At 72.1% G+C, this 16701-nt stretch carries 18 protein-coding genes and 1 pseudogene; 9 read left to right on the forward strand and 10 right to left on the reverse strand.

Annotated features, from left to right (window positions below):
- Window positions 1-186 precede the first annotated feature (186 nt).
- Window positions 187-1653, forward strand: a complete 1467-nt coding sequence (locus AAW13_RS42100) for an extracellular catalytic domain type 1 short-chain-length polyhydroxyalkanoate depolymerase (protein WP_046732985.1) — start codon at window positions 187-189, stop codon at window positions 1651-1653.
- Between the two features lie 93 nt (window positions 1654-1746).
- Here AAW13_RS42100 and AAW13_RS42105 read toward each other — a convergent pair whose 3' ends face one another.
- Window positions 1747-2742 (reverse strand): GlxA family transcriptional regulator, encoded by a 996-nt coding sequence (locus tag AAW13_RS42105; RefSeq protein ID WP_206306377.1) that lies wholly within the window; start codon window positions 2740-2742, stop codon window positions 1747-1749.
- Window positions 2743-3128: 386 nt separating this feature from the next.
- Between AAW13_RS42105 and AAW13_RS42110 the strand changes: the two genes are divergently transcribed.
- Window positions 3129-4133: an SLAC1 family transporter gene (locus tag AAW13_RS42110; RefSeq protein WP_079179187.1), complete on the forward strand. Its 1005-nt coding sequence runs from the start codon at window positions 3129-3131 to the stop codon at window positions 4131-4133.
- Here AAW13_RS42110 and AAW13_RS47720 read toward each other — a convergent pair.
- Window positions 4094-5671, reverse strand: a complete 1578-nt coding sequence (locus tag AAW13_RS47720) for an SLAC1 family transporter (protein ID WP_079179188.1) — start codon at window positions 5669-5671, stop codon at window positions 4094-4096. The genes AAW13_RS42110 and AAW13_RS47720 overlap by 40 nt on opposite strands.
- A 351-nt stretch (window positions 5672-6022) precedes the next feature.
- On the opposite strand from AAW13_RS47720, the gene AAW13_RS46270 reads away from it, so the two are divergent.
- From AAW13_RS46270 to egtA, 3 genes are all read left to right on the forward strand, one after another.
- Window positions 6023-6391 carry a MarR family winged helix-turn-helix transcriptional regulator gene (locus AAW13_RS46270; RefSeq protein WP_052768706.1) on the forward strand — a complete coding sequence of 123 codons (369 nt, stop codon included), beginning with the start codon at window positions 6023-6025 and terminating at the stop codon, window positions 6389-6391.
- Window positions 6392-6553: 162 nt separating this feature from the next.
- Window positions 6554-7405 carry an SCO6745 family protein gene (locus AAW13_RS42130; protein WP_240528928.1) on the forward strand — a complete coding sequence of 284 codons (852 nt, stop codon included), beginning with the start codon at window positions 6554-6556 and terminating at the stop codon, window positions 7403-7405.
- 193 nt (window positions 7406-7598) lie between these two features.
- Window positions 7599-8879 carry an ergothioneine biosynthesis glutamate--cysteine ligase EgtA gene (gene egtA, locus AAW13_RS42135; RefSeq protein ID WP_046732986.1) on the forward strand — a complete coding sequence of 427 codons (1281 nt, stop codon included), beginning with the start codon at window positions 7599-7601 and terminating at the stop codon, window positions 8877-8879.
- 145 nt (window positions 8880-9024) lie between these two features.
- Here egtA and AAW13_RS46275 read toward each other — a convergent pair whose 3' ends face one another.
- Complete coding sequence (locus AAW13_RS46275; protein WP_167391798.1) at window positions 9025-9180, reverse strand: hypothetical protein; 156 nt, start codon at window positions 9178-9180, stop codon at window positions 9025-9027.
- A gap of 18 nt (window positions 9181-9198) precedes the next feature.
- Between AAW13_RS46275 and AAW13_RS42140 the strand changes: the two genes are divergently transcribed.
- Complete coding sequence (locus tag AAW13_RS42140; RefSeq protein ID WP_046732987.1) at window positions 9199-9540, forward strand: hypothetical protein; 342 nt, start codon at window positions 9199-9201, stop codon at window positions 9538-9540.
- Between the two features lie 13 nt (window positions 9541-9553).
- On the opposite strand, the gene AAW13_RS42145 is transcribed toward AAW13_RS42140, so the two are convergent.
- Window positions 9554-10048, reverse strand: coding sequence for a PaaI family thioesterase (locus AAW13_RS42145; RefSeq protein WP_046732988.1), 495 nt, complete (start codon window positions 10046-10048; stop codon window positions 9554-9556).
- A gap of 89 nt (window positions 10049-10137) precedes the next feature.
- Here AAW13_RS42145 and AAW13_RS42150 point away from each other — a divergent pair, with 89 nt between their 5' ends.
- The gene (locus tag AAW13_RS42150) at window positions 10138-10605 is read left to right on the forward strand and encodes a winged helix-turn-helix transcriptional regulator (protein WP_046732989.1); all 468 of its coding nucleotides are present in this window, start codon (window positions 10138-10140) and stop codon (window positions 10603-10605) included.
- A gap of 100 nt (window positions 10606-10705) precedes the next feature.
- Here AAW13_RS42150 and AAW13_RS42155 read toward each other — a convergent pair whose 3' ends face one another.
- Entirely contained in the window at window positions 10706-11119 is a 414-nt protein-coding gene (locus AAW13_RS42155; protein WP_046732990.1) for a winged helix-turn-helix transcriptional regulator, read from the reverse strand.
- A gap of 101 nt (window positions 11120-11220) precedes the next feature.
- Between AAW13_RS42155 and AAW13_RS42160 the strand changes: the two genes are divergently transcribed.
- The gene (locus tag AAW13_RS42160) at window positions 11221-12090 is read left to right on the forward strand and encodes an alpha/beta fold hydrolase (RefSeq protein ID WP_046732991.1); all 870 of its coding nucleotides are present in this window, start codon (window positions 11221-11223) and stop codon (window positions 12088-12090) included.
- A 58-nt stretch (window positions 12091-12148) separates the two neighbouring features.
- Window positions 12149-12319: pseudogene (locus AAW13_RS47940) on the forward strand (IS256 family transposase); the annotation flags it as partial.
- 175 nt (window positions 12320-12494) lie between these two features.
- Here the strand turns inward: AAW13_RS47940 and AAW13_RS42170 are convergent.
- From AAW13_RS42170 to AAW13_RS42190, 5 genes are all read right to left on the reverse strand, one after another.
- The gene (locus tag AAW13_RS42170; RefSeq protein WP_107483540.1) at window positions 12495-13355 is read right to left on the reverse strand and encodes a hypothetical protein; all 861 of its coding nucleotides are present in this window, start codon (window positions 13353-13355) and stop codon (window positions 12495-12497) included.
- A 232-nt stretch (window positions 13356-13587) separates the two neighbouring features.
- Window positions 13588-13842, reverse strand: a complete 255-nt coding sequence (locus tag AAW13_RS42175; protein WP_206306378.1) for a DUF6332 family protein — start codon at window positions 13840-13842, stop codon at window positions 13588-13590.
- Window positions 13843-14021: 179 nt separating this feature from the next.
- Window positions 14022-15062 (reverse strand): NAD(P)-dependent alcohol dehydrogenase, encoded by a 1041-nt coding sequence (locus AAW13_RS42180; protein WP_046732993.1) that lies wholly within the window; start codon window positions 15060-15062, stop codon window positions 14022-14024.
- Between the two features lie 21 nt (window positions 15063-15083).
- Window positions 15084-15863: an SDR family NAD(P)-dependent oxidoreductase gene (locus AAW13_RS42185; RefSeq protein WP_046732994.1), complete on the reverse strand. Its 780-nt coding sequence runs from the start codon at window positions 15861-15863 to the stop codon at window positions 15084-15086.
- A gap of 9 nt (window positions 15864-15872) precedes the next feature.
- Window positions 15873-16547, reverse strand: coding sequence for a TetR/AcrR family transcriptional regulator (locus AAW13_RS42190; RefSeq protein WP_046732995.1), 675 nt, complete (start codon window positions 16545-16547; stop codon window positions 15873-15875).
- Window positions 16548-16701: the final 154 nt, after the last annotated feature.

Raw genomic sequence — 16701 nt, forward strand, 5'->3', positions numbered from 1 at the left:
AACAGGCCGGTACGACAGTAAGCCGGTACGACAGCCAGTCGGTACGGCAGCAGGCGCAAGCCGGCACGGCAGCGGGCCGGGCGTGGTTCAAGTGCCGAGCCGGCCGCCCTTCCTCCCTTGTCTCCCCTCCCCGCTCCACCCTCCCCCCTCCACCCTCCCCACCCCCTCCACCCCACGGAGTCGTACATGCATCGCTCCATCTGGCGCAGGCTCTTCCGGCACACCGCACGGGCTGTAGCCGTGGGCGCCGTCCTCGCGGGCCTGACCGTCGTCACCCCTTCCGGGTCGAGCGCGGCGGCCGCAGGCACCCTCCAACAGGTCACCGGCTTCGGCTCGAACCCCGGCAACCTGGCCATGTACGTGTACGCGCCCTCCAATCTGCCCGCCGACGCGCCGCTCGTCGTCGCCCTGCACGGGTGCACTCAGTCGGCGAGCGACTACCACTCCCACTCCGGCTGGCAGAAGTTCGCCGACCAGTGGGGCTTCGCCGTGATCTACCCACAGACCGGTACGGCCAACAACAGCCTGTCCTGCTTCAGTTGGTTCGACTCGACCAAGGACACCCGGGGGAGGGGCGAGGCGGCCTCCGTCGTGCAGATGGTCGACACCGCCGCGGCACGCTACGGCTCGGACCGCGGCCGGATCTTCGTCACCGGGCTGTCCGCCGGCGGTGGCATGACCGCGGACCTCCTCGCCGACTACCCGGACGTGTTCGCCGGCGGTTCCGTCGACTCGGGCCTTCCCGCGCAGTGCGCCACCACCCAGAGCGCCGCCTCCGGCTGCCAGTACAGCAACCAGAACCTCACACCGAAGGCGTGGGGCGACAAGGTCCGCAACTCCTATCCGGGGTACTCGGGGCCATGGCCGCGCGTCGCCGTCTGGCAGGGCAGCTCCGACACCACCGTCGCCCCCGTCAACGGCACTGAACTGCGCGATCAGTGGACCGACGTGTGGGGCATCGGCCAGACGGCCTCCAGCACCCAGAACCTGACCGGTGGCACCACGGAGAGCGTCTACAACGACTCCGCGGGCAAGCCCGCCGTCGCCCTGTTCTCGGTCTCCGGCATGGCGCACGGCCTCGCCGTGGACCCCGGTTCGGGCGCGGACCAGTGCGGCACCACCGGGACGTACTACCTCGACCAGATCTGTTCCAGCTACCACACCGCGAAGTTCTGGGGCCTGGACGGCAGCGGCGACCAGGGCGGGACCGGCTCCCTGCCCGCCCCCTCCGGTCTCACCGTGACCGCTACCACCGACACCGGCGCCGCCCTGTCCTGGAACTCCGTCAGCGGCGCCGCCTCGTACAACGTCTACCGCAACGGCACGAAGGTCGGTTCCGCGACGGGCACCACGTACTCCGACACCGGCCTGTCCGTCGCCACCTCCTACAGTTACACCGTCGCCGCCGTCGACTCCTCCGGCGCGGTCGGCACGCCGTCCGCGCCGGTCACGGCGACCACGACAGGCTCCGCACCCAAGTGCTACACCGACAACAACTACAACCAGGTCAAGGCCGGACGCGCGCACCAGAGCGGCGGCTACACCTACGCCGACGGCTCCGACCAGAACATGGGCCTGTACAACGTGGCCGTCACCCACACACTGAAGGAGACCGCCACGGGATACTTCGTCCTCGCCGACTCCGGCTGCTGAACCGGCGAGAGCCAGGGGATCGATTGCTCGGCGCTCACGGAGTGACGGCCAACGGCCGGCGGCACATGCGGACGTTCCCCGGTCGAGGCGCCGTCAGGCGGGCCTGTCCTCGGCCGGGGTGCGCGTGGTGCGGAAGCGTGCCCGGTAGGCGCCGGGCGTGACGCCCAGGTTGCGCGTGAAGGCCCGGCGCATCGACTCCGGCGAGCCGAACCCGGTGCGCCGGGCCACCGTGGCCATGGGGTCGTCGCTCCCCTCCAGCATCGCCTGGGCGGCTTCCATCCGAACCCGCTCGACGTAGCGGGCCGGAGTCGTGGCCATCTCCTCGCGGAACAGCCGCGTCATGTGCCGCGGGCTCACACCCGCGCGCCGTGCCATGGCGGCGAGCGTGTGTGAGCCTGAAGGGTCCTCGGCGACCGCGTCCAGGACCCGCCGCAGCATCTCCTGCCTGGCACGTGGGGTGTGGGTGCGGACACTGAACTGCGACTGGCCGCCCGGCCGCTGCATGAACACGACCATGTCCTTGGCCACGGCACGGGCGACGTCGGCGCCCAGGTGCTCCTCGACCAGGGCGAGCGAGAGGTCGATACCCGAACTGACCCCCGCCGACGTCATGATGTGGCCGTCGCGCACGAACAGGGCGTCGGCTTCCACGGTCACCCGCGGGTAGCGCAGGGCGAGTTGGTCGGCGAAGCGCCAGTGCGTGGTCGCCGTGCGTCCGTCGAGCAGCCCGGCCGCGGCGAGCAGGAAGGCACCGGTGCAGATGGACGCCGTGCAGCGGCTGTGCGCGTCGAGTGCCCGCACGGCGCTCAACAGGGCGTCGTCCTTCGCCAGGGAGGGCCACTCGGGGCCACCGGGCACGACGACCACGTCACTGGCCTCCCGCACCTGCGCGGCAGCCAGGTCGACGTGCAGTCCCGTATCGGACGCGGTGACCACGTCGGCGCCGTCCGGGGAGACCACGCGTACCCGGAAACGACCGCCGAACTCGTTGGCCGTCGAGAACACCTCGATGGGACCGGTGACGTCGAGCAGCCGTACGCCGGGGAAGACCAGCACGGTCACCAGCAGCGGCTTCCTGCCTGACGGCATGTCCTTCATCGTGCGCCTCCCGGACGGACTGGCCCCGGCGTGGATCTTATGGGTTTGATCACCGAACCCTCCCGTTCGGGGCCGCACACCGGGGACCCGTACGGTCCCCGATGTCCAGGTGTGAGGGTGTCATGGCGCGTGCTGTCCTGTGGCGGAGGCCGCGCTTCGCCATAGCGTCGAAGGCTCCGACGTCATCGCGGACGGTGACACGTCCGACACGAGAAGAGTAGGCACACCGCACCGTGGCATCCCATTCCGGTACCGGCCGGACGATCCCGTCCCAGGACCATTCGGTTCCGAACCCGATCCCCCGTTCCCGAGACCGGCCGGCCGGAGCGAACGGCGGCGGGCGGGGACAACTCGGTCCCGGCTGGTTCGCCGCGGTCATGGGCAGCGGGATCGTGGCCGTCGCGGCCGCCACCCTGCCACGCGGCTTCCCGGGGCTCGCCGGGGCCGCCACGGTCGTCTGGGCCGGAACCGCGCTGCTGCTGGCCGTGCTGGTCTGCGTCTACGCCGGCCAGCGGCTGCTGCGGGCGCACGCCGGTGATCCGGTGCTCGCCCAGTTCTTCGGCGCGCCCCCGATAGCGCTGCTGACCGTCGGGGCCGGGACGCTGCTGCTGGGCCGGCGTCTGATCGGGGTGCGGGCGGCGGTGGACGTGGACTGGGTGCTGTGGTCGGCCGGAACGGTGCTGGGGCTGGCCGCCGCCTGCACGGTTCCGTACCTGATGGTGACGCGGCACCGGTTCGAGCCGGACGCGGCGTTCGGCGGCTGGCTGCTGCCGGTGGTGCCGCCGTTGGTCTCCGCGGCGACGGGTGCGCTGCTCGTCCCGCGGGCGCCGGCCGGGCAGGTGCGGCTGGCCCTGCTGCTGGGCTGCTACGCGATGCTCGGGGTCGGGCTGGTCGCGGTCCTGCTCGTGCTGGCCATGGTGTACAGCCGGCTGGTGCACCATGACGCGCCCAGCGGGCCGGTGGTGCCCACGGTGTGGATCGGCGTGGGGGCGCTGGACCAGGCGGTGACCGCACTGGGTGCGCTGGCCACGGCGGCACCGACCGCGCTGCCCGCGCCGTACGCCCGCGGCACCGCGGTCGCGGCGCTGCTGGGCGGGCTCGGGATCTGGGGATTCGCCCTGCTGTGGCTCGTGCTGGCCACCGCGCTGACCGTACGGGAGGTTCGCAAGGGGCTGCCCTTCGCACCCACCTGGTGGTCCTTCATCTTCCCCCTCGGCGCCTGCGTCACCGCGACCGGCGCGCTCGCCGCCCGTACCGGCTCGCAGCTGTTCGTCTGGACCGCTGTCGTCCTGTACGTCCTGCTCGTCGCGGCCTGGGCGGTGGTCGCCTGGTACTCCCTGCGTCACGCGACCGTCCGGTGGGGTGCGCGCGCCCGCCGGTGACCGAAGCCGTGTGGCGGTCCGGGTGCGCCCGCCCGGCCGGGCCGGAGCCCGGTGGCCGCCATGGCGGCGAACACCACGACCCAGAACGCGGCGGCAACCCAGACCTCCCAGCGGCCCATGCTCGTCAGCCACGACGTCCCGGTCACGCGTCCCAGTTCGTGCGTGGTGACCGCGTACATACCGACCGGGAAGACGAGGTTCCACCAGCCGAGGTCGTAGCGCAGCGGAACGCGGTGCAGCGCGTGCCGCCACACGCCGAGGGCCAGCAGGAGCGGGATCAGCCAGCTCGAGAACGACCACAGGACGACGGACGTCCCGACGACGAGGGGGCGGGACGGCATGGTGCCGCCCAGCGGCAGGGCGATCAGCCGGACACCGGCGAGCACGGCGATCGCGGCCGCCCCCATGAAGATCCAGACGGACGTCATGAGCCCCTCGGGCCGCACCGGCCGGGCCAGCAGTCGGGTCAGGACGATCGCCGCGACCAGGAAGTACTGCATCAGCCCGACGCCCCAGCACACCACGGCCAGCACGGGCAGCACGTGCCCCGGCGTCACCCGGGCCAGCGAGGCGGCCGCGACCGCCACCGACTCCGATCCCACCGCCCAGAGGAACCACGTGCCGTTCACCTGGTCGAGCGAGGGACCCCGCTTCGAGGATGTGATCAGCGCGAGCGGAACACCGTAGTCCAGCAGCAGCCACCCCAGCGTCCCGAACGCCAGGAAGGCCGCGGCGGCTGTGGTGTGGCCGTCCGGCACGAGACGCGCGGCCAGCACGTTGGAGGAGATGGCGAGGGTGAGGAAGGCGAAGCCGCGCGGCCCGAGGAGATCGGCCACGAACCGCTCGCGCCGGCGCAGCAGTCGCCGGCCGTAGGCGGGCACCAGTACCGCGAAGCCGGCGATGGCCACCCACAGCAGCACGGCGGAGGCGGTGCCGGCGCCGTTCACGTACAGGGCCGTGGACACGATGCCGGTGCCCATGACGAACGCGAGCGCGCCCGCGTTGGGGTCGGTCAACGCACCGGACACGGCTGAACGGTACGGATGCGGCCGGGGACCGGCACCGGTGGGTCCGGTAGCGGTGCCGGTGGGTCCGGTAGCGGAACCGGTGGGTTTGGTAGCGGTTCCGCCGGGCTCGGGAGGGCCGGCATCCGGACCTGGCAGCTCGCCGGAGGCGGCGCCGGTGAGCCACTCGGCGAGGACGGCGGCGTGGCTGTGGCCGGTGTCCTCGCTGGCGGTGAGCAGGGTCAGAGCGCGCTGTCCTGCCAGGGCGCGCAGTCGGGCCGTCGCGTACCGGTGCCGTTGGTCGTCCAGTTCGGTGAGGTAGCGGCGGCGGAACTCGTCGAAGCGCCGGGGGTCGTGGCCGTACCAGCGCTGGAGTCCGGCGGACGGTGCGACCTCCCGCAGCCATTCGTCGGGCTCCGCGCGGTGCCCGCGCATGCCGTCCGGCCAGTTCCGGTCGACCAGCACCCGCCGGGAGACCTGGCCGTCCTCGGCAGACGGCTGCTCATCGATTCTGCGGCAGGTGATCTCGGCCATGACGCGTCCTCCGGCCGCTCTCGCGGTAGCAGCATTTTACTTGTCCGCGTAGGTCAGCGCGTTCCGATGCCGGACGGCTCATGCCGGTGCTCACCGGAGGACCGAGGCCACGAGGGTCTTCTGCCGACCTGTGCGGACGCATCGGGATGTCCGCTTGTGCAGACGCATCGGGATGTCCGCCGAGCGGCGCACCGCGAGGGCGCCGGCAGCGGATCGGGATCGCACGCGGCGAGGACGTGTCCCGATCCGAGGGCTTCGTGTCCGTCCGGTCCGCCACCGACGACACGGAGAACCCGGTTGTGGACGGTGGCCGCGCATTCGCGGGCGTCTGCCCGATCCCGGGGAGGAAACATGATCGAACACGTTCCGGCGCACGCGCCGGGGCAACCGCCGTCCCTCTTGTGGAGCCTGGGCCTCCTGCACGGTGAGTTGCGGGCGCTGCACGGTCTGTCGCTCCATGACTACCTCATCCTCGGCGCCCTCGCCGGAGCCGGGAACCGCCCCGTGCCCGTGACGCGGCTGTCGGCGTTCCTCCAGGAATCGGGGACCCGGATGTCCTCGCTCCTGAGGCACCTTCAGGCAGCCGGGTTGATCGAACGCAATCGCCGGACCGACGACCGCAGGACGGTCGAGGTGAACCTGACCGAGGCGGGACGTGCCAGGTTCGCCGACGCCGAACGGACCGCACACATGCGGCTGGCCCGGCACCTGCCCGCGTGACCGCGTCCGGTGAACGCGACGATCGCACCCGTGCCAACCCGCCCGCGCTGCTTCCCACCGGTCGGTCGCCGATGAGTTCCGGTGTGCCGGACGGTCCAAGTCGGCACACCTGACAAGTCGGTACACCTGACAAGTCGGCACACCTGACAAAGGGAGACCCCGGTGGGCAACACGCGCCTGCATCAGACGACTCACCTCGCCCGTCGCATGTTCGAGCTCCTGGAGCCGATCTGCCTGGTCACGTTCCTCGCCGACGAGTGCGACCAGGAACTGGCCGCACTCGGTCACCGGACCTACTGGGACGGCTACTTCGCCAGCCGTGCGGCGCCGCTGGGACGGGTACCGGCACAGGTCGTGCACGCGGCCTTCTACAACTTCGCCGAAGGGGAAGCCGCACGGCACATCCCGAGCGCCTGGGAGACGATCGCACCCGAGGCCTCGGTCGCCGCGCGGGAAAGGGGCAGCGCTGCCTCGCTACGGCGGATCCTCGGCGAGGAACTGGCCGGCTCCCCGGGCCTGGCGCGCGCTGCCGACCTGACCACCAAGGCCGCGACGAGCGCGCCCACCGAAGGCCGGGTGATGTACGCGGGGATGCGCTCCCTCGCGGTGCCGAGCGACCCGGTCGCCCGGCTGTGGCATTCCGCCACCATGCTGCGCGAGCACCGCGGCGACGGGCACATCGCCGCTCTCGTCGGCGCCCGCATCGGCGGCACGGAGGCACACGTCCTCGCCGCGCTGGAACAGGGCATCCACCCACCGGAGTCGTTCGGACGCATCCATCACCTGCCGAAGGAGCGCCTGGGCGCGGTCATGGACGGCCTGCGCCAACGCGGACTCGTCGACACCGACGGCCACTTCACCGACGCGGGCCGCGCGACCAGACAACGTGTCGAAACCCTCACCGACGAACTCGCCACCCCACCGTACGACGCTCTGACCCCCGCCGAACTCGACGAACTGATCTCCGGGCTCGAACCCGTCACCGCGACCCTGGTGACCGCAGGCTCGCGGTGACAGGCGGAAACGGCCACCGATCCGGTCCGGGAACGTCCGAGTCGCCGCTCGCTGCTCGCCCGATGCCCAGTCGTCCGGCAAACGCGCTCTTGTCATGACAGGGCGCGACGGCGGACGCTTGCGGCAGGCACGGCGGTACCCGTACCGGACGTCGGATCCCCGACGGCCCTGAGGCGGCTCAGGAGGCTCCCGGATGTCGGTCTCACCGGAGTGGGGCGTTGATGATGTCGCGGTCACCGAACATCAGGCCGAGGCGCTGGTCGAGGGGATCTGCTTCAAGACGGGTCCGCCGCGCAGCGTCGGCGTCGAGGTGGAATGGCTCGTCCACCGGGAGGGTGCGCCGCACGACCCTGTGGGGCGGGAGGAGTTGGCGGCGGCCCACGCCGTGCTGCGGACCTTGCCGCTGACCTCCGCGCTGAGCTTCGAGCCGGGCGGCCAGGTGGAGTTGAGCTCCCGGCCCGCTCCGTCGCTGACCCGGTGCGTCTCGGAGGTCTCCGCCGACCTCGACGCCGTGCGCACCGCGCTGCGCGAGCACGGCCTGACCCTGGCGGGCATGGGCGTCGATCCCTGGAGTCGGCCCCGCCGGTACCTGCGGGAGCCGCGCTACGACGCGATGGAGACCTGTCTCGACCGTACCGGTCCCGCGGGGCGGACCCTGATGTGCACCTCGGCCTCCGTCCAGGTGTGTCTCGACGCCGGACGCGAGGAACCCGGCGTCATGGGATTCGCCCGCCGCTGGTGGCTGGCACACCATCTGGGCGCGGTGCTGGTGGCGACGTTCGCCAACTCGCCCATGGCCGAAGGCCGGGCCACGGGCTGGCTGTCGACACGGCAGCTGATGTGGGCGGAGCTCGACCCGGGTCGGGCCGGCGGGCCCTCCCTGGCCCATGACCCGCGCCGCGCCTGGGTCCGGCGGGTCCTCGACGCACCGGTGATGTGCGTACGGCGGGAGGGCCGCTGGGAGGTGCCCGACGGTGTGAGCTTCCGCGAGTGGACGCGTTCGCGCACCATGCGCCCGCCGACCCGGGCGGACCTCGACTATCACATCGGTACGCTGTTCCCGCCTGTCAGGCCACGCGGACACGTGGAACTGCGGATGATCGACGCGCAGCCCGGCGAGGACGGGTGGGTCGTTCCGCTCGCGGTGGTCACGGCCCTGTTCGACGACCCGGCGGCCGCCACGCTCGCGACCCGTGCGGTGCAACCCCTGGCCGAACGGGCCGCCGGAACCCCTCCACCGCACAATCCGCTGTGGACGGACGCGGCGCGCCACGGCCTGGCCGACCCGCAGCTGAAACGCGCCGCCGTGACCTGTTTCGACGCGGCAATGGACGCCCTGCCCCGACTGGGGGCCAGCACCAGGGCCGTGGACGCCGTCGCGGCCTACGCCGACCGCTACGTCCACCGCGGCCGCTGCCCGGCGGACGACGTGCTCGAGCGGCACACGCCCGTACGCCCCCGGTCCCCTCGGTAAAACCTGCTGCCGCGCTCGCGGGGCCGTCGTCCCTGTACGGCGGCACCCGCATCCTGCTGGAGCACACGTTCGCCGACTTCGGCATCGCCGTCACCTTCGTCGACGACCCGGAGGACCTGGGCGCCCGGTACTGCCACCGGGCCCCTCAACGTCGCCCGGCCCCCAGCAGGGCCACCCCGTCATCGTCCAGGCGGGCGCCTCCGAGGCGGGCAGGAACCTCGCCGCCCGGGTCGCCGTCGATGCGGTCGGCGATCTCCTTGGGCGTGCCGGTGAGGGGTCGTCGTGACGGTCTCGGACGCATGTCTCCTATAGTCCTGGCGTGACGAACACATCGGCCCTCTTCCACGTCTCATCCGTGCTCAATCGGCAGTCGATCGCGCGGCACGGCCTGGACTGGACCCGGATGGGCGCCGCACGGGGCATCGCGGGCAGCCGCCGCCCGGAGGTGGAGGGAATCTTCGTCTGCCGAGACGAGGAGGAAGCGAAGTTCTTCTTCCGGATCAACAACACCGGTGGGCTGGTCGATCTCTGGTCCGTGGACGGCGTCGTCGAGGAGTCGCTCCGCGACAACGGCAACGGCTTCTTCTACCACCCCGGCCGCATACCTGCCGCGCGAGTCCGCCTCGTGCGATCGGACATTCCTCCCCGGCCCGGCTTCTGACGGGACAACGCTCCTATGGTGACGTGACGGGGAAGAGCATGCAGCTGCTGGTGGCGTGGGCCAGCAGCCGGTCCTCGGAGTCGCGGAGCTCGGCCTGGGCGAGGGCGGTGCGGCGGCCCTTGTTGAGGACGGTGCCGATGGCACGGACCTTGCCGGTGTCCACGGTGACGGGGCGCAGGAACTTCAGGGTCAGGTCGATCGAGGTGTACCCCGTCCCCTGGGGCAGCACGGACTGCACCGCGCAGCCGGCCGCGGAGTCGAGGAGCGTCGCGTACACACCGCCGTGGACGCTGCCGATCGGGTTGTAGTGCTCCTCGCCCGGCACCAGGACGAAGACCACCCGGCCTGCCTCGGCCTCCTCCAGGCTGAAGCCGAGGGTGGCGGCGATCGGCGCGGCGGGCAGCCGCCCGGCGAGGATCTCGCGTAGGAAATGGAGCCCGCTGTGTTCGCCGACGGCCTCGGCGGAGATGGCGGGGTCTTCCCATTGGATCGTACGTGACCTGCGCATTCCCGCTCCTGACACGGCTGGCTTCTTTTGACGAAGTTAGCCATGGCGACATCTGGCTGTCAATGCCGAAGCCAGCCTAGGATGGGCGCATGAGCTGGCTGGAGACGAGCACGGACAACTGCACGGTGCACCGGACACTGGACCTGGTCGGCGAGAAATGGTCGTTGTTGCTGCTGCGGGACGCCATGAACGGCGTCCGCCGTTTCGACGACTTCCGGCGGCACATCGGGCTGTCCGAGGCCGTCCTGGCGGACCGGCTCCGCAAGCTGGTGGCGGCCGGGATCCTGGAGTCCGTCGCCTACCGCGAGCCGGGGAGCCGTACCAGGTACGAGTACCGGCTCACGCGCAAGGGCTGGGATCTGTGGCCCGCGATGATCGCCCTCAAGCAGTGGGGTGACCGGTACACGGCGGACCCGGAAGGACCGCCCCTGGAGGTTCACCACGCGGACTGCGGTGAACCGCTTCGAGCGGCCGTCGTCTGCGAGGCGGGCCATGGGCCGCTGATTCCTCCGGAGGCCCGTACCCGCCCCGGCCCCTCGGCGCGGCCGCTCGGCTGACGAGCCGGGGTGCCGCTCACGAAGCCGGAGCCGCCCGCCCTCGCTCCGCGCCGGCGCGGCAGCCCCCGAAAACGCTGAAGAGACCAGTGCCGTCCGTGCGCTAGGTCGCCGAAGTCCGGTCCGCGGCCCGGTTGTTGCGGTCGATCTCCGGCATGTGTGTCTCGGCCCAGAGCCGCAGGACGGAGAGCGGTCCTTCGAGGGACAGACCCAGCTCGGTCAGGCGGTAGTGCACGGCCGGGGGCACGGTGGGCTCCACGCGGCGCGCCACCAGACCGTCGCGGGCCAGGCTCCGGAGCGTGGTGGACAGCATCTTCTGCGAGATGCCGGGGACACGGCGCCGCAGCTCAGCGAAACGGACCTCGTGCGGGGACTCCTCGGCCAGCACCTTGACCGTCATCGACGTCCACTTGGTGCCGATGCGGTCGAGCAACTGGCGGGTCGGGCAGCGCGGGTCCAGCAGGTCGCCACGCTCACCCGGCCCGCTGTCACGTCCGTCGGGACCCGACGTGGTCACCTGGAGCTCACCACCTGAAGGGAAAGTGCCGTCTTGGGCGGAACAGGCTAGTTCCCTACGGTGACCTTGTCACCTTCCTTACCGAGCACCGGAGTTCCGCCATGCCCGAACTGCGCCGCGTTGCCGTCAACGGCGTCGAACTGAACGTCGCCCTCGCCGGAACCGGCCCGGCCGTCCTGCTGCTGCACGGCTTCCCGCACACCTGGCAGGTGTGGACCGACGTCATGGCCGGCCTGTCCGGCCGGCACCGCGTCATCGCGCCGGACCTGCGCGGCTTCGGCGCCAGCGGCCCCGCCGCCTCCGGGTACGACGCGGGCACCCTGGCCGAGGACGCCGCGGCGCTCCTCGCCGCGCTCGGGGTGTCCTCGGCCGCGGTGGTGGCCGTCGACGCCGGCACTCCGCCGGCCTTCCTCCTCGCCATGCGCCACCCCGGCCTCGTCCGGCGCCTGGTCGTCATGGAGTCCTTGCTGGGGAGGCTGCCCGGCGCCGAGGACTTCCTCTCCGCCGGGCCGCCCTGGTGGTTCGGCTTCCACGCCGCCGCGCCCGGCCTCGCCGAGACCGTGCTGGAGGGGAACGAGGCGGCCTACGTCGACTGGTTCCTGCGGGCCGGCACGCTCGGAGACGGGGTACGTCCCGACATCCGGGACGCCTTCGTCCGTGCCTACACCGGCCGGCAGGCGTTGAGCCGCGCGTTCTCGTACTACCGGGCACTGCCCGAGAGCGCGGCACAGATCGAGCGGGCGGTCGGCACGGCCCGCCTGACCGTGCCGACGATGGCGCTGGGCGCCCGCCCCGTCGACTCGGCGCTGGAACGCCAGCTGCGCCCCGTCACCGACGAGCTCACCGGACACGTCCTCGACGACTGCGGCCACATCATCCCGCTGCACCGGCCGGCAGCCCTGCTCGCCCTGGCGCGCCCCTTCCTGGCCGGCCACGACACGGGCGCGGCGGACCAACGCCGCGCCGGCTAGCGACCTCGGCCACCACTCCGCCGCTGCGGATCGCCGAGGCACGAATCAGGCCTGCCCCGTGACCCGCGGTGCGGGCAGTCCGGCGACAGCCCTGGCGCTGGTGTTCAAGCCGGTCGAGTCCGCTCAGGAGCGGTGGCGGGCGATCACCGGAGCCCAGCTGGTGCCCCCGGTCCGCGCAGGCGCCAGGTTCCCCGACGACGTCTTCGTCGAGCGCAGCGCCGAGGCGGCCGTCCTGGGCGCCACGACGGCCCCGGACCAGCCGCAGGCGGACGTCCGAGTGCTCCTCGACCCGGCGGGCCGTCCCTGCCGCCGCTGTCTCGACGAGGGATACCGGCTCACGCACCCGTCGCGCGCTCCGCGACACTCGACGATTGCTCCCCCGATGGATCGGCCACTGCTGTGCGTCAGTCGCTGAGGTCGAACACGCCCCACATGGTGAACGGCTCGGGCTGGACGTAGATCCGGCTTCCTCGGGCGACGACCCGCCGGCGGCCGGAAACAGGGCCCTCGGGCAGGGTGAGCAGACCGACGTCCGTGGGCCTGACCGACGTTTCGGTGAGTTCTCCGTGCGCGAGCCGGTTCCCCTCCTTGCCGTAGCCGCCGTAGAAGGCGACCCGCCCGCCGTGGACGGCTACCGCGCAGGCGCCCCGTATGCGGTTCGCCCACACCCTCACGGGCCGGTCGGGGCGTATCTCGACGAGCGGGAAGTCCGTGTACGGGCATGCCCAGGCGGCGGTGCCCGACACGTTCAGGGCGTAGCAGTCGAAGAGGCCGGGAATCCGGGCACCGTCCGACGTCCAGACGAGCCGGCCCGTGGCGCTCCAGCGGCGGATCCCGACCGGGTTCTCGTCGAAGTGTCCGACCCAGACGTGGCCGGCCTCGTCCACGAGCAGGCGCTCGATGGCGTCTCCGACGGAGAAGGACGAGGTCTCGCGGCCGAGCGCGTCGAAGACCTGGACCTGGTTGTTCGCGGTCTCGTACCGTCGGGCGCGTGCGGCGGCGACGACGAACCGGCCGTCGGGCAGGCGGTCCAGGTGCGGCCAGCGAGCCCGCACGGCGCTCAGCTCGGTGAGTTCGACGTTGCCGTCCGGATGCGCGGAGACGACCAGGGCGTCGAACGGCCGTATGTCGCCGCCTGGTTGCGGAGGGCGTTCGGCGAGCAGCCAGTGGGCGGTGCCGAAGACGTCGACGGTACTGGTCAGGACGTGACGGTCGCGGTGTGCTCGGGGAAGGTGGGCGTAGGGAACGAGGTCGGTCTTCTGCACGGCGGGCTCTCCTGGGTAGGCGGTGATGGCCATCGAACGCTGCGGGTCAGCGGCGACCGGCGGCGCGCGTGCCGAGGAGAGGGGAGTGGGGCGCCTAGACGGCATGGACCTTTCTGGTCGTCATGGGGTGATCATCGCCGACGTCCGACCTCGTGACAAACCCTTTTGGGGCGCCGCCTGGCGACCTGGTGAGGGGAAGGCGTCGGGGCCGTTGCGAGGAGAGGCCCGGCGGTCAGCGGCTCATTCGGCGCTGCTGATCGAACCGAAGCAGCACACGTACCAGACGCCACACTCCGGCCGTCGCCCCCAGCAGCGCACCCCCCACCAACATGCCCTTCCGCACCGCATCGGAGATGTCGAAGGCCAGTACGAGAGCCAGAAAGACGGCGAAGACCGCCGCGGCCAGCGCCACGGCAGTCACCAGGGCGAAACCGATCTCCACCGTCATCGCGTCCTTTTCCCACCGCGACTCACGCCCCATGTCCATGCTGCAAGTCTCACGGCACGGTCAAGTCACGGCGCCTGGGCCGGGGAGCCGCACTCGCACCCTCGAAGGCCGGGGCCCACCGGCCGGAGTTCTGCGCGGTGGACCCCACGGTGGTGCGGTGGCGGCTCCTCACCGGGGCGGCTCCGGGGAGTGCGCGGTCGTCGACCGCCCTGTCGCGCTCAGCCGTTGGGAAGGATGACCGCCCGCCCGTCGATCTTCCCGGCGTGCAGCCGCTCGTAGGCGAGCGGGGCCTCGTCGAGGGTGTAGGTCTCGGTGTGCACCGACACCGCGCCCGAGCGGGCCAGGCCCAGCACCTCGATCAGTTCACCCCGGCTGCCCCAGTACGGCGCGGTGACCGACACCTCGAAGGGCAGGGTCCCGAAGCCGACAGGCAGGGCGGCCCCGCCGATGCCGACGATCGTCACATCGGCCTCCATGGCGGCCACGGCGCCCGCGGTCCGCACGGTGGGTTCGGCGCCGACGAAGTCGAACACGGCCTCGGCCCCGAGCCCGCCGGTCAGGGCGCGGACCGCGTCGTCCGCGTTCGCGTCGGAGAGCACCGCCTCATGGGCGCCCACCTCCCTGGCCAGGCGCAGCTTGTCCGCGCTGATGTCGAGGGCGACCACCCGGGCAGGGGTGAGCGCACGCAGCAACTGGATGGCGACGTGCCCGAGCCCGCCGCTACCGATGACCACTGCCGTCGAACCGGGGACGAGCTTCGGCAGCGAGCGCTTGATCGCGTGGTACGGGGTGAGGCCCGCGTCGGTCAGCGGAACCGCGGCGACCGGGTCGAGGCCGTCCAGCGGTACGAGGTGGCGGGGATCGTCGACGAGCAGGTACTCGGCGATGGCACCGGGGGAGCCGAGCCCCGGCGGACGGATGCCGAGGGCGTCCGCTCGCAGACAGTAGTTCTCCTTGCCCTGCGCGCACTTGGCGCAGGTACCGCAGCCCCAGGGCCCGTACACGGCGACCGGGTCGCCCTCGCTCAGGCCGGTGACACCGGCGCCCAGGGCGGCGACCGTGCCGACCCCCTCGTGGCCGAGGGTGAGCGGCAGCTCGTAGGGGAAGCTCTCGGCGGGCCAGCTCATCACCGCGATGTCGGAGTGGCAGACGCCGGCGGCGGTGACCTTCAGCAGGACCTGGCCGGGACCGGGTTCGGGGTCGGGAACCGTGACCACCTCGGGGGCGGCACCGATCGTGCGGTACTGAAGTGCCTTCATGATGCGAACTCCTCTGCCGGCTCAGCGGGCGGTGTAGGCGCCGTCGACCAGGTGGTAGCTGCCGGCCACGAAGGCGGCACGGTCGGAGAGCAGGAAGACGATCAGCTCGGCGACCTCCTCGGGGCGGCCGAGCCGGGCGATCGGGTGCAGGCCCACCAGACCGTCGTAGGCCTCCTGGTCCATGCCCTTGAGCAGTGGGGTCTCGATGAAGCCGGGGCCGACCGCGTTGACGCGGATGTCCTTCGCCGCGTACTCGGCGGCGGCCGTCTTCGTCAGACCCACCACGCCGTGCTTGGCGGCGACGTAGGCGCTGGAACCGGCGAAGCCGACCGAGCCCAGGATGGAGGCCACGTTGACGATCGCGCCGCCCTGGCCCGCCGCCTCGATGGCGGGGAGTTCATGGCGCATCGAGTAGAAGACGCCGTCGAGGTTGGTACGGACGACCCGGTCGTAGGCGTCGATGTCGTACTCGCCGGTCGGGGCGCTCGGGCCGCCGATGCCGGCGTTGTTCACGGCCAGGTGCAGGGCGCCGAAGGTGTCCACGGCGAAGGCGACGGCGGCGGCCACGGACTCCGGGTCGGTCACGTCGAGCCGCACGGCGGCGGCCTTGACCCCGTCGGCCGTCAGCCCGGCGGCGGCCTGCTCGGCGCCCTCGGCGTTGAAGTCGGCGATGACGACGTCGGCGCCGCCGGCCCCGAGGCGGCGGGCGGTGGCCAGGCCGATACCGGAGGCGGCGCCGGTGACCAGGGCGGTGCGGCCGGTGAACTCAGTGGTGTAGTCGTTGCTTGCGGTGTTGCTCATGTGTGGTTCTCACTCTTGCTGTTCGGACGGGGGCTCGGCGACCGCGGTGGCGGCCTCCGAGATCAGGGCGTCGTAGGCCCGCTCCACCAGCGCGGAGAGGTCCCCGGCTCCCAGGTCGTGGCCGGAGCCGCCGCGCGCCCAGATGCGCAGCGCGGCGGTGAGGACTCCGGCGGCGGCGTCGACGACGACGGCCGGGCGCACGTCCCGTACGTCGTCCGTGCCGAGCCGCTCGGCGATGATGCGGATCGACTCCTCCTGGGCGTCGACCCGGATGCGTTCGTAGGCGGCGAACAGGGCGGGCTCGGCGTCCACCAGGGTCAGCAGCCGCCGCATCCGGGGGCGCAGGTGGTGGGCCGGGTTCTCCTCGTCGGCGAGCCAGGCGCGCACCGCCCTGCGGTAGGCCAGCAGCGGCGGCTCCCCGGCGGGCCGGGCGCGCAGCAGGGCGTTGATGCGGTCGCCGTCGCCGCGGACGAAGTCCAGGGCGGCGTCCTCCTTGCCGACGAAGTGCCGGCTGAAGGTGCGACGGGTGACGTCGGCCCGCTCCGCGATCGCCTCGACGGTGGTGGCCGCGAGCCCCCGTTCGAGGATCAGCTCCACGGCGGCGCCGGCCAGCGCGTTCCGCGTCTGCCGCGCCTTGTGCCGACGTCGGTCCTGGGTGGGGGTGAGGGGCTTCGTCGCCGTCATGCTCTTGATCGTAACCCCTTGATGTCCCATTGGGACATCTGTCTCCACGAGACATGAGTCTCAATGGGACATCAGTGAGTCACGTCAGGGTGCGGTCCGCCCGTCGTTCGGGCGACGGGCGGACCGCCTTTCTCCCGGGTGGCTCAGGACGCCC

The sequence above is a fragment of the Streptomyces humi genome, from assembly GCF_001005085.2.
Taxonomy (GTDB): Bacteria; Actinomycetota; Actinomycetes; order Streptomycetales; family Streptomycetaceae; genus Streptomyces; species Streptomyces humi.

Coding starts and splice junctions, on each gene's coding strand:
- egtA (WP_046732986.1), top strand. CDS start 7,599: ATGTCGGTCTCACCGGAGTGGGGCGTTGATGATGTCGCGGTCACCGAA.
- AAW13_RS47720 (WP_079179188.1), bottom strand. CDS start 5,671: ATGGCCGAGATCACCTGCCGCAGAATCGATGAGCAGCCGTCTGCCGAG.
- AAW13_RS42160 (WP_046732991.1), top strand. CDS start 11,221: ATGCCCGAACTGCGCCGCGTTGCCGTCAACGGCGTCGAACTGAACGTC.
- AAW13_RS46275 (WP_167391798.1), bottom strand. CDS start 9,180: ATGCGTCCGAGACCGTCACGACGACCCCTCACCGGCACGCCCAAGGAG.
- AAW13_RS46270 (WP_052768706.1), top strand. CDS start 6,023: ATGATCGAACACGTTCCGGCGCACGCGCCGGGGCAACCGCCGTCCCTC.
- AAW13_RS42180 (WP_046732993.1), bottom strand. CDS start 15,062: ATGAAGGCACTTCAGTACCGCACGATCGGTGCCGCCCCCGAGGTGGTC.
- AAW13_RS42190 (WP_046732995.1), bottom strand. CDS start 16,547: ATGACGGCGACGAAGCCCCTCACCCCCACCCAGGACCGACGTCGGCAC.
- AAW13_RS42185 (WP_046732994.1), bottom strand. CDS start 15,863: ATGAGCAACACCGCAAGCAACGACTACACCACTGAGTTCACCGGCCGC.
- AAW13_RS42145 (WP_046732988.1), bottom strand. CDS start 10,048: ATGCGCAGGTCACGTACGATCCAATGGGAAGACCCCGCCATCTCCGCC.
- AAW13_RS42150 (WP_046732989.1), top strand. CDS start 10,138: ATGAGCTGGCTGGAGACGAGCACGGACAACTGCACGGTGCACCGGACA.
- AAW13_RS42175 (WP_206306378.1), bottom strand. CDS start 13,842: ATGGACATGGGGCGTGAGTCGCGGTGGGAAAAGGACGCGATGACGGTG.
- AAW13_RS42100 (WP_046732985.1), top strand. CDS start 187: ATGCATCGCTCCATCTGGCGCAGGCTCTTCCGGCACACCGCACGGGCT.
- AAW13_RS42105 (WP_206306377.1), bottom strand. CDS start 2,742: ATGCCGTCAGGCAGGAAGCCGCTGCTGGTGACCGTGCTGGTCTTCCCC.
- AAW13_RS42110 (WP_079179187.1), top strand. CDS start 3,129: ATGGGCAGCGGGATCGTGGCCGTCGCGGCCGCCACCCTGCCACGCGGC.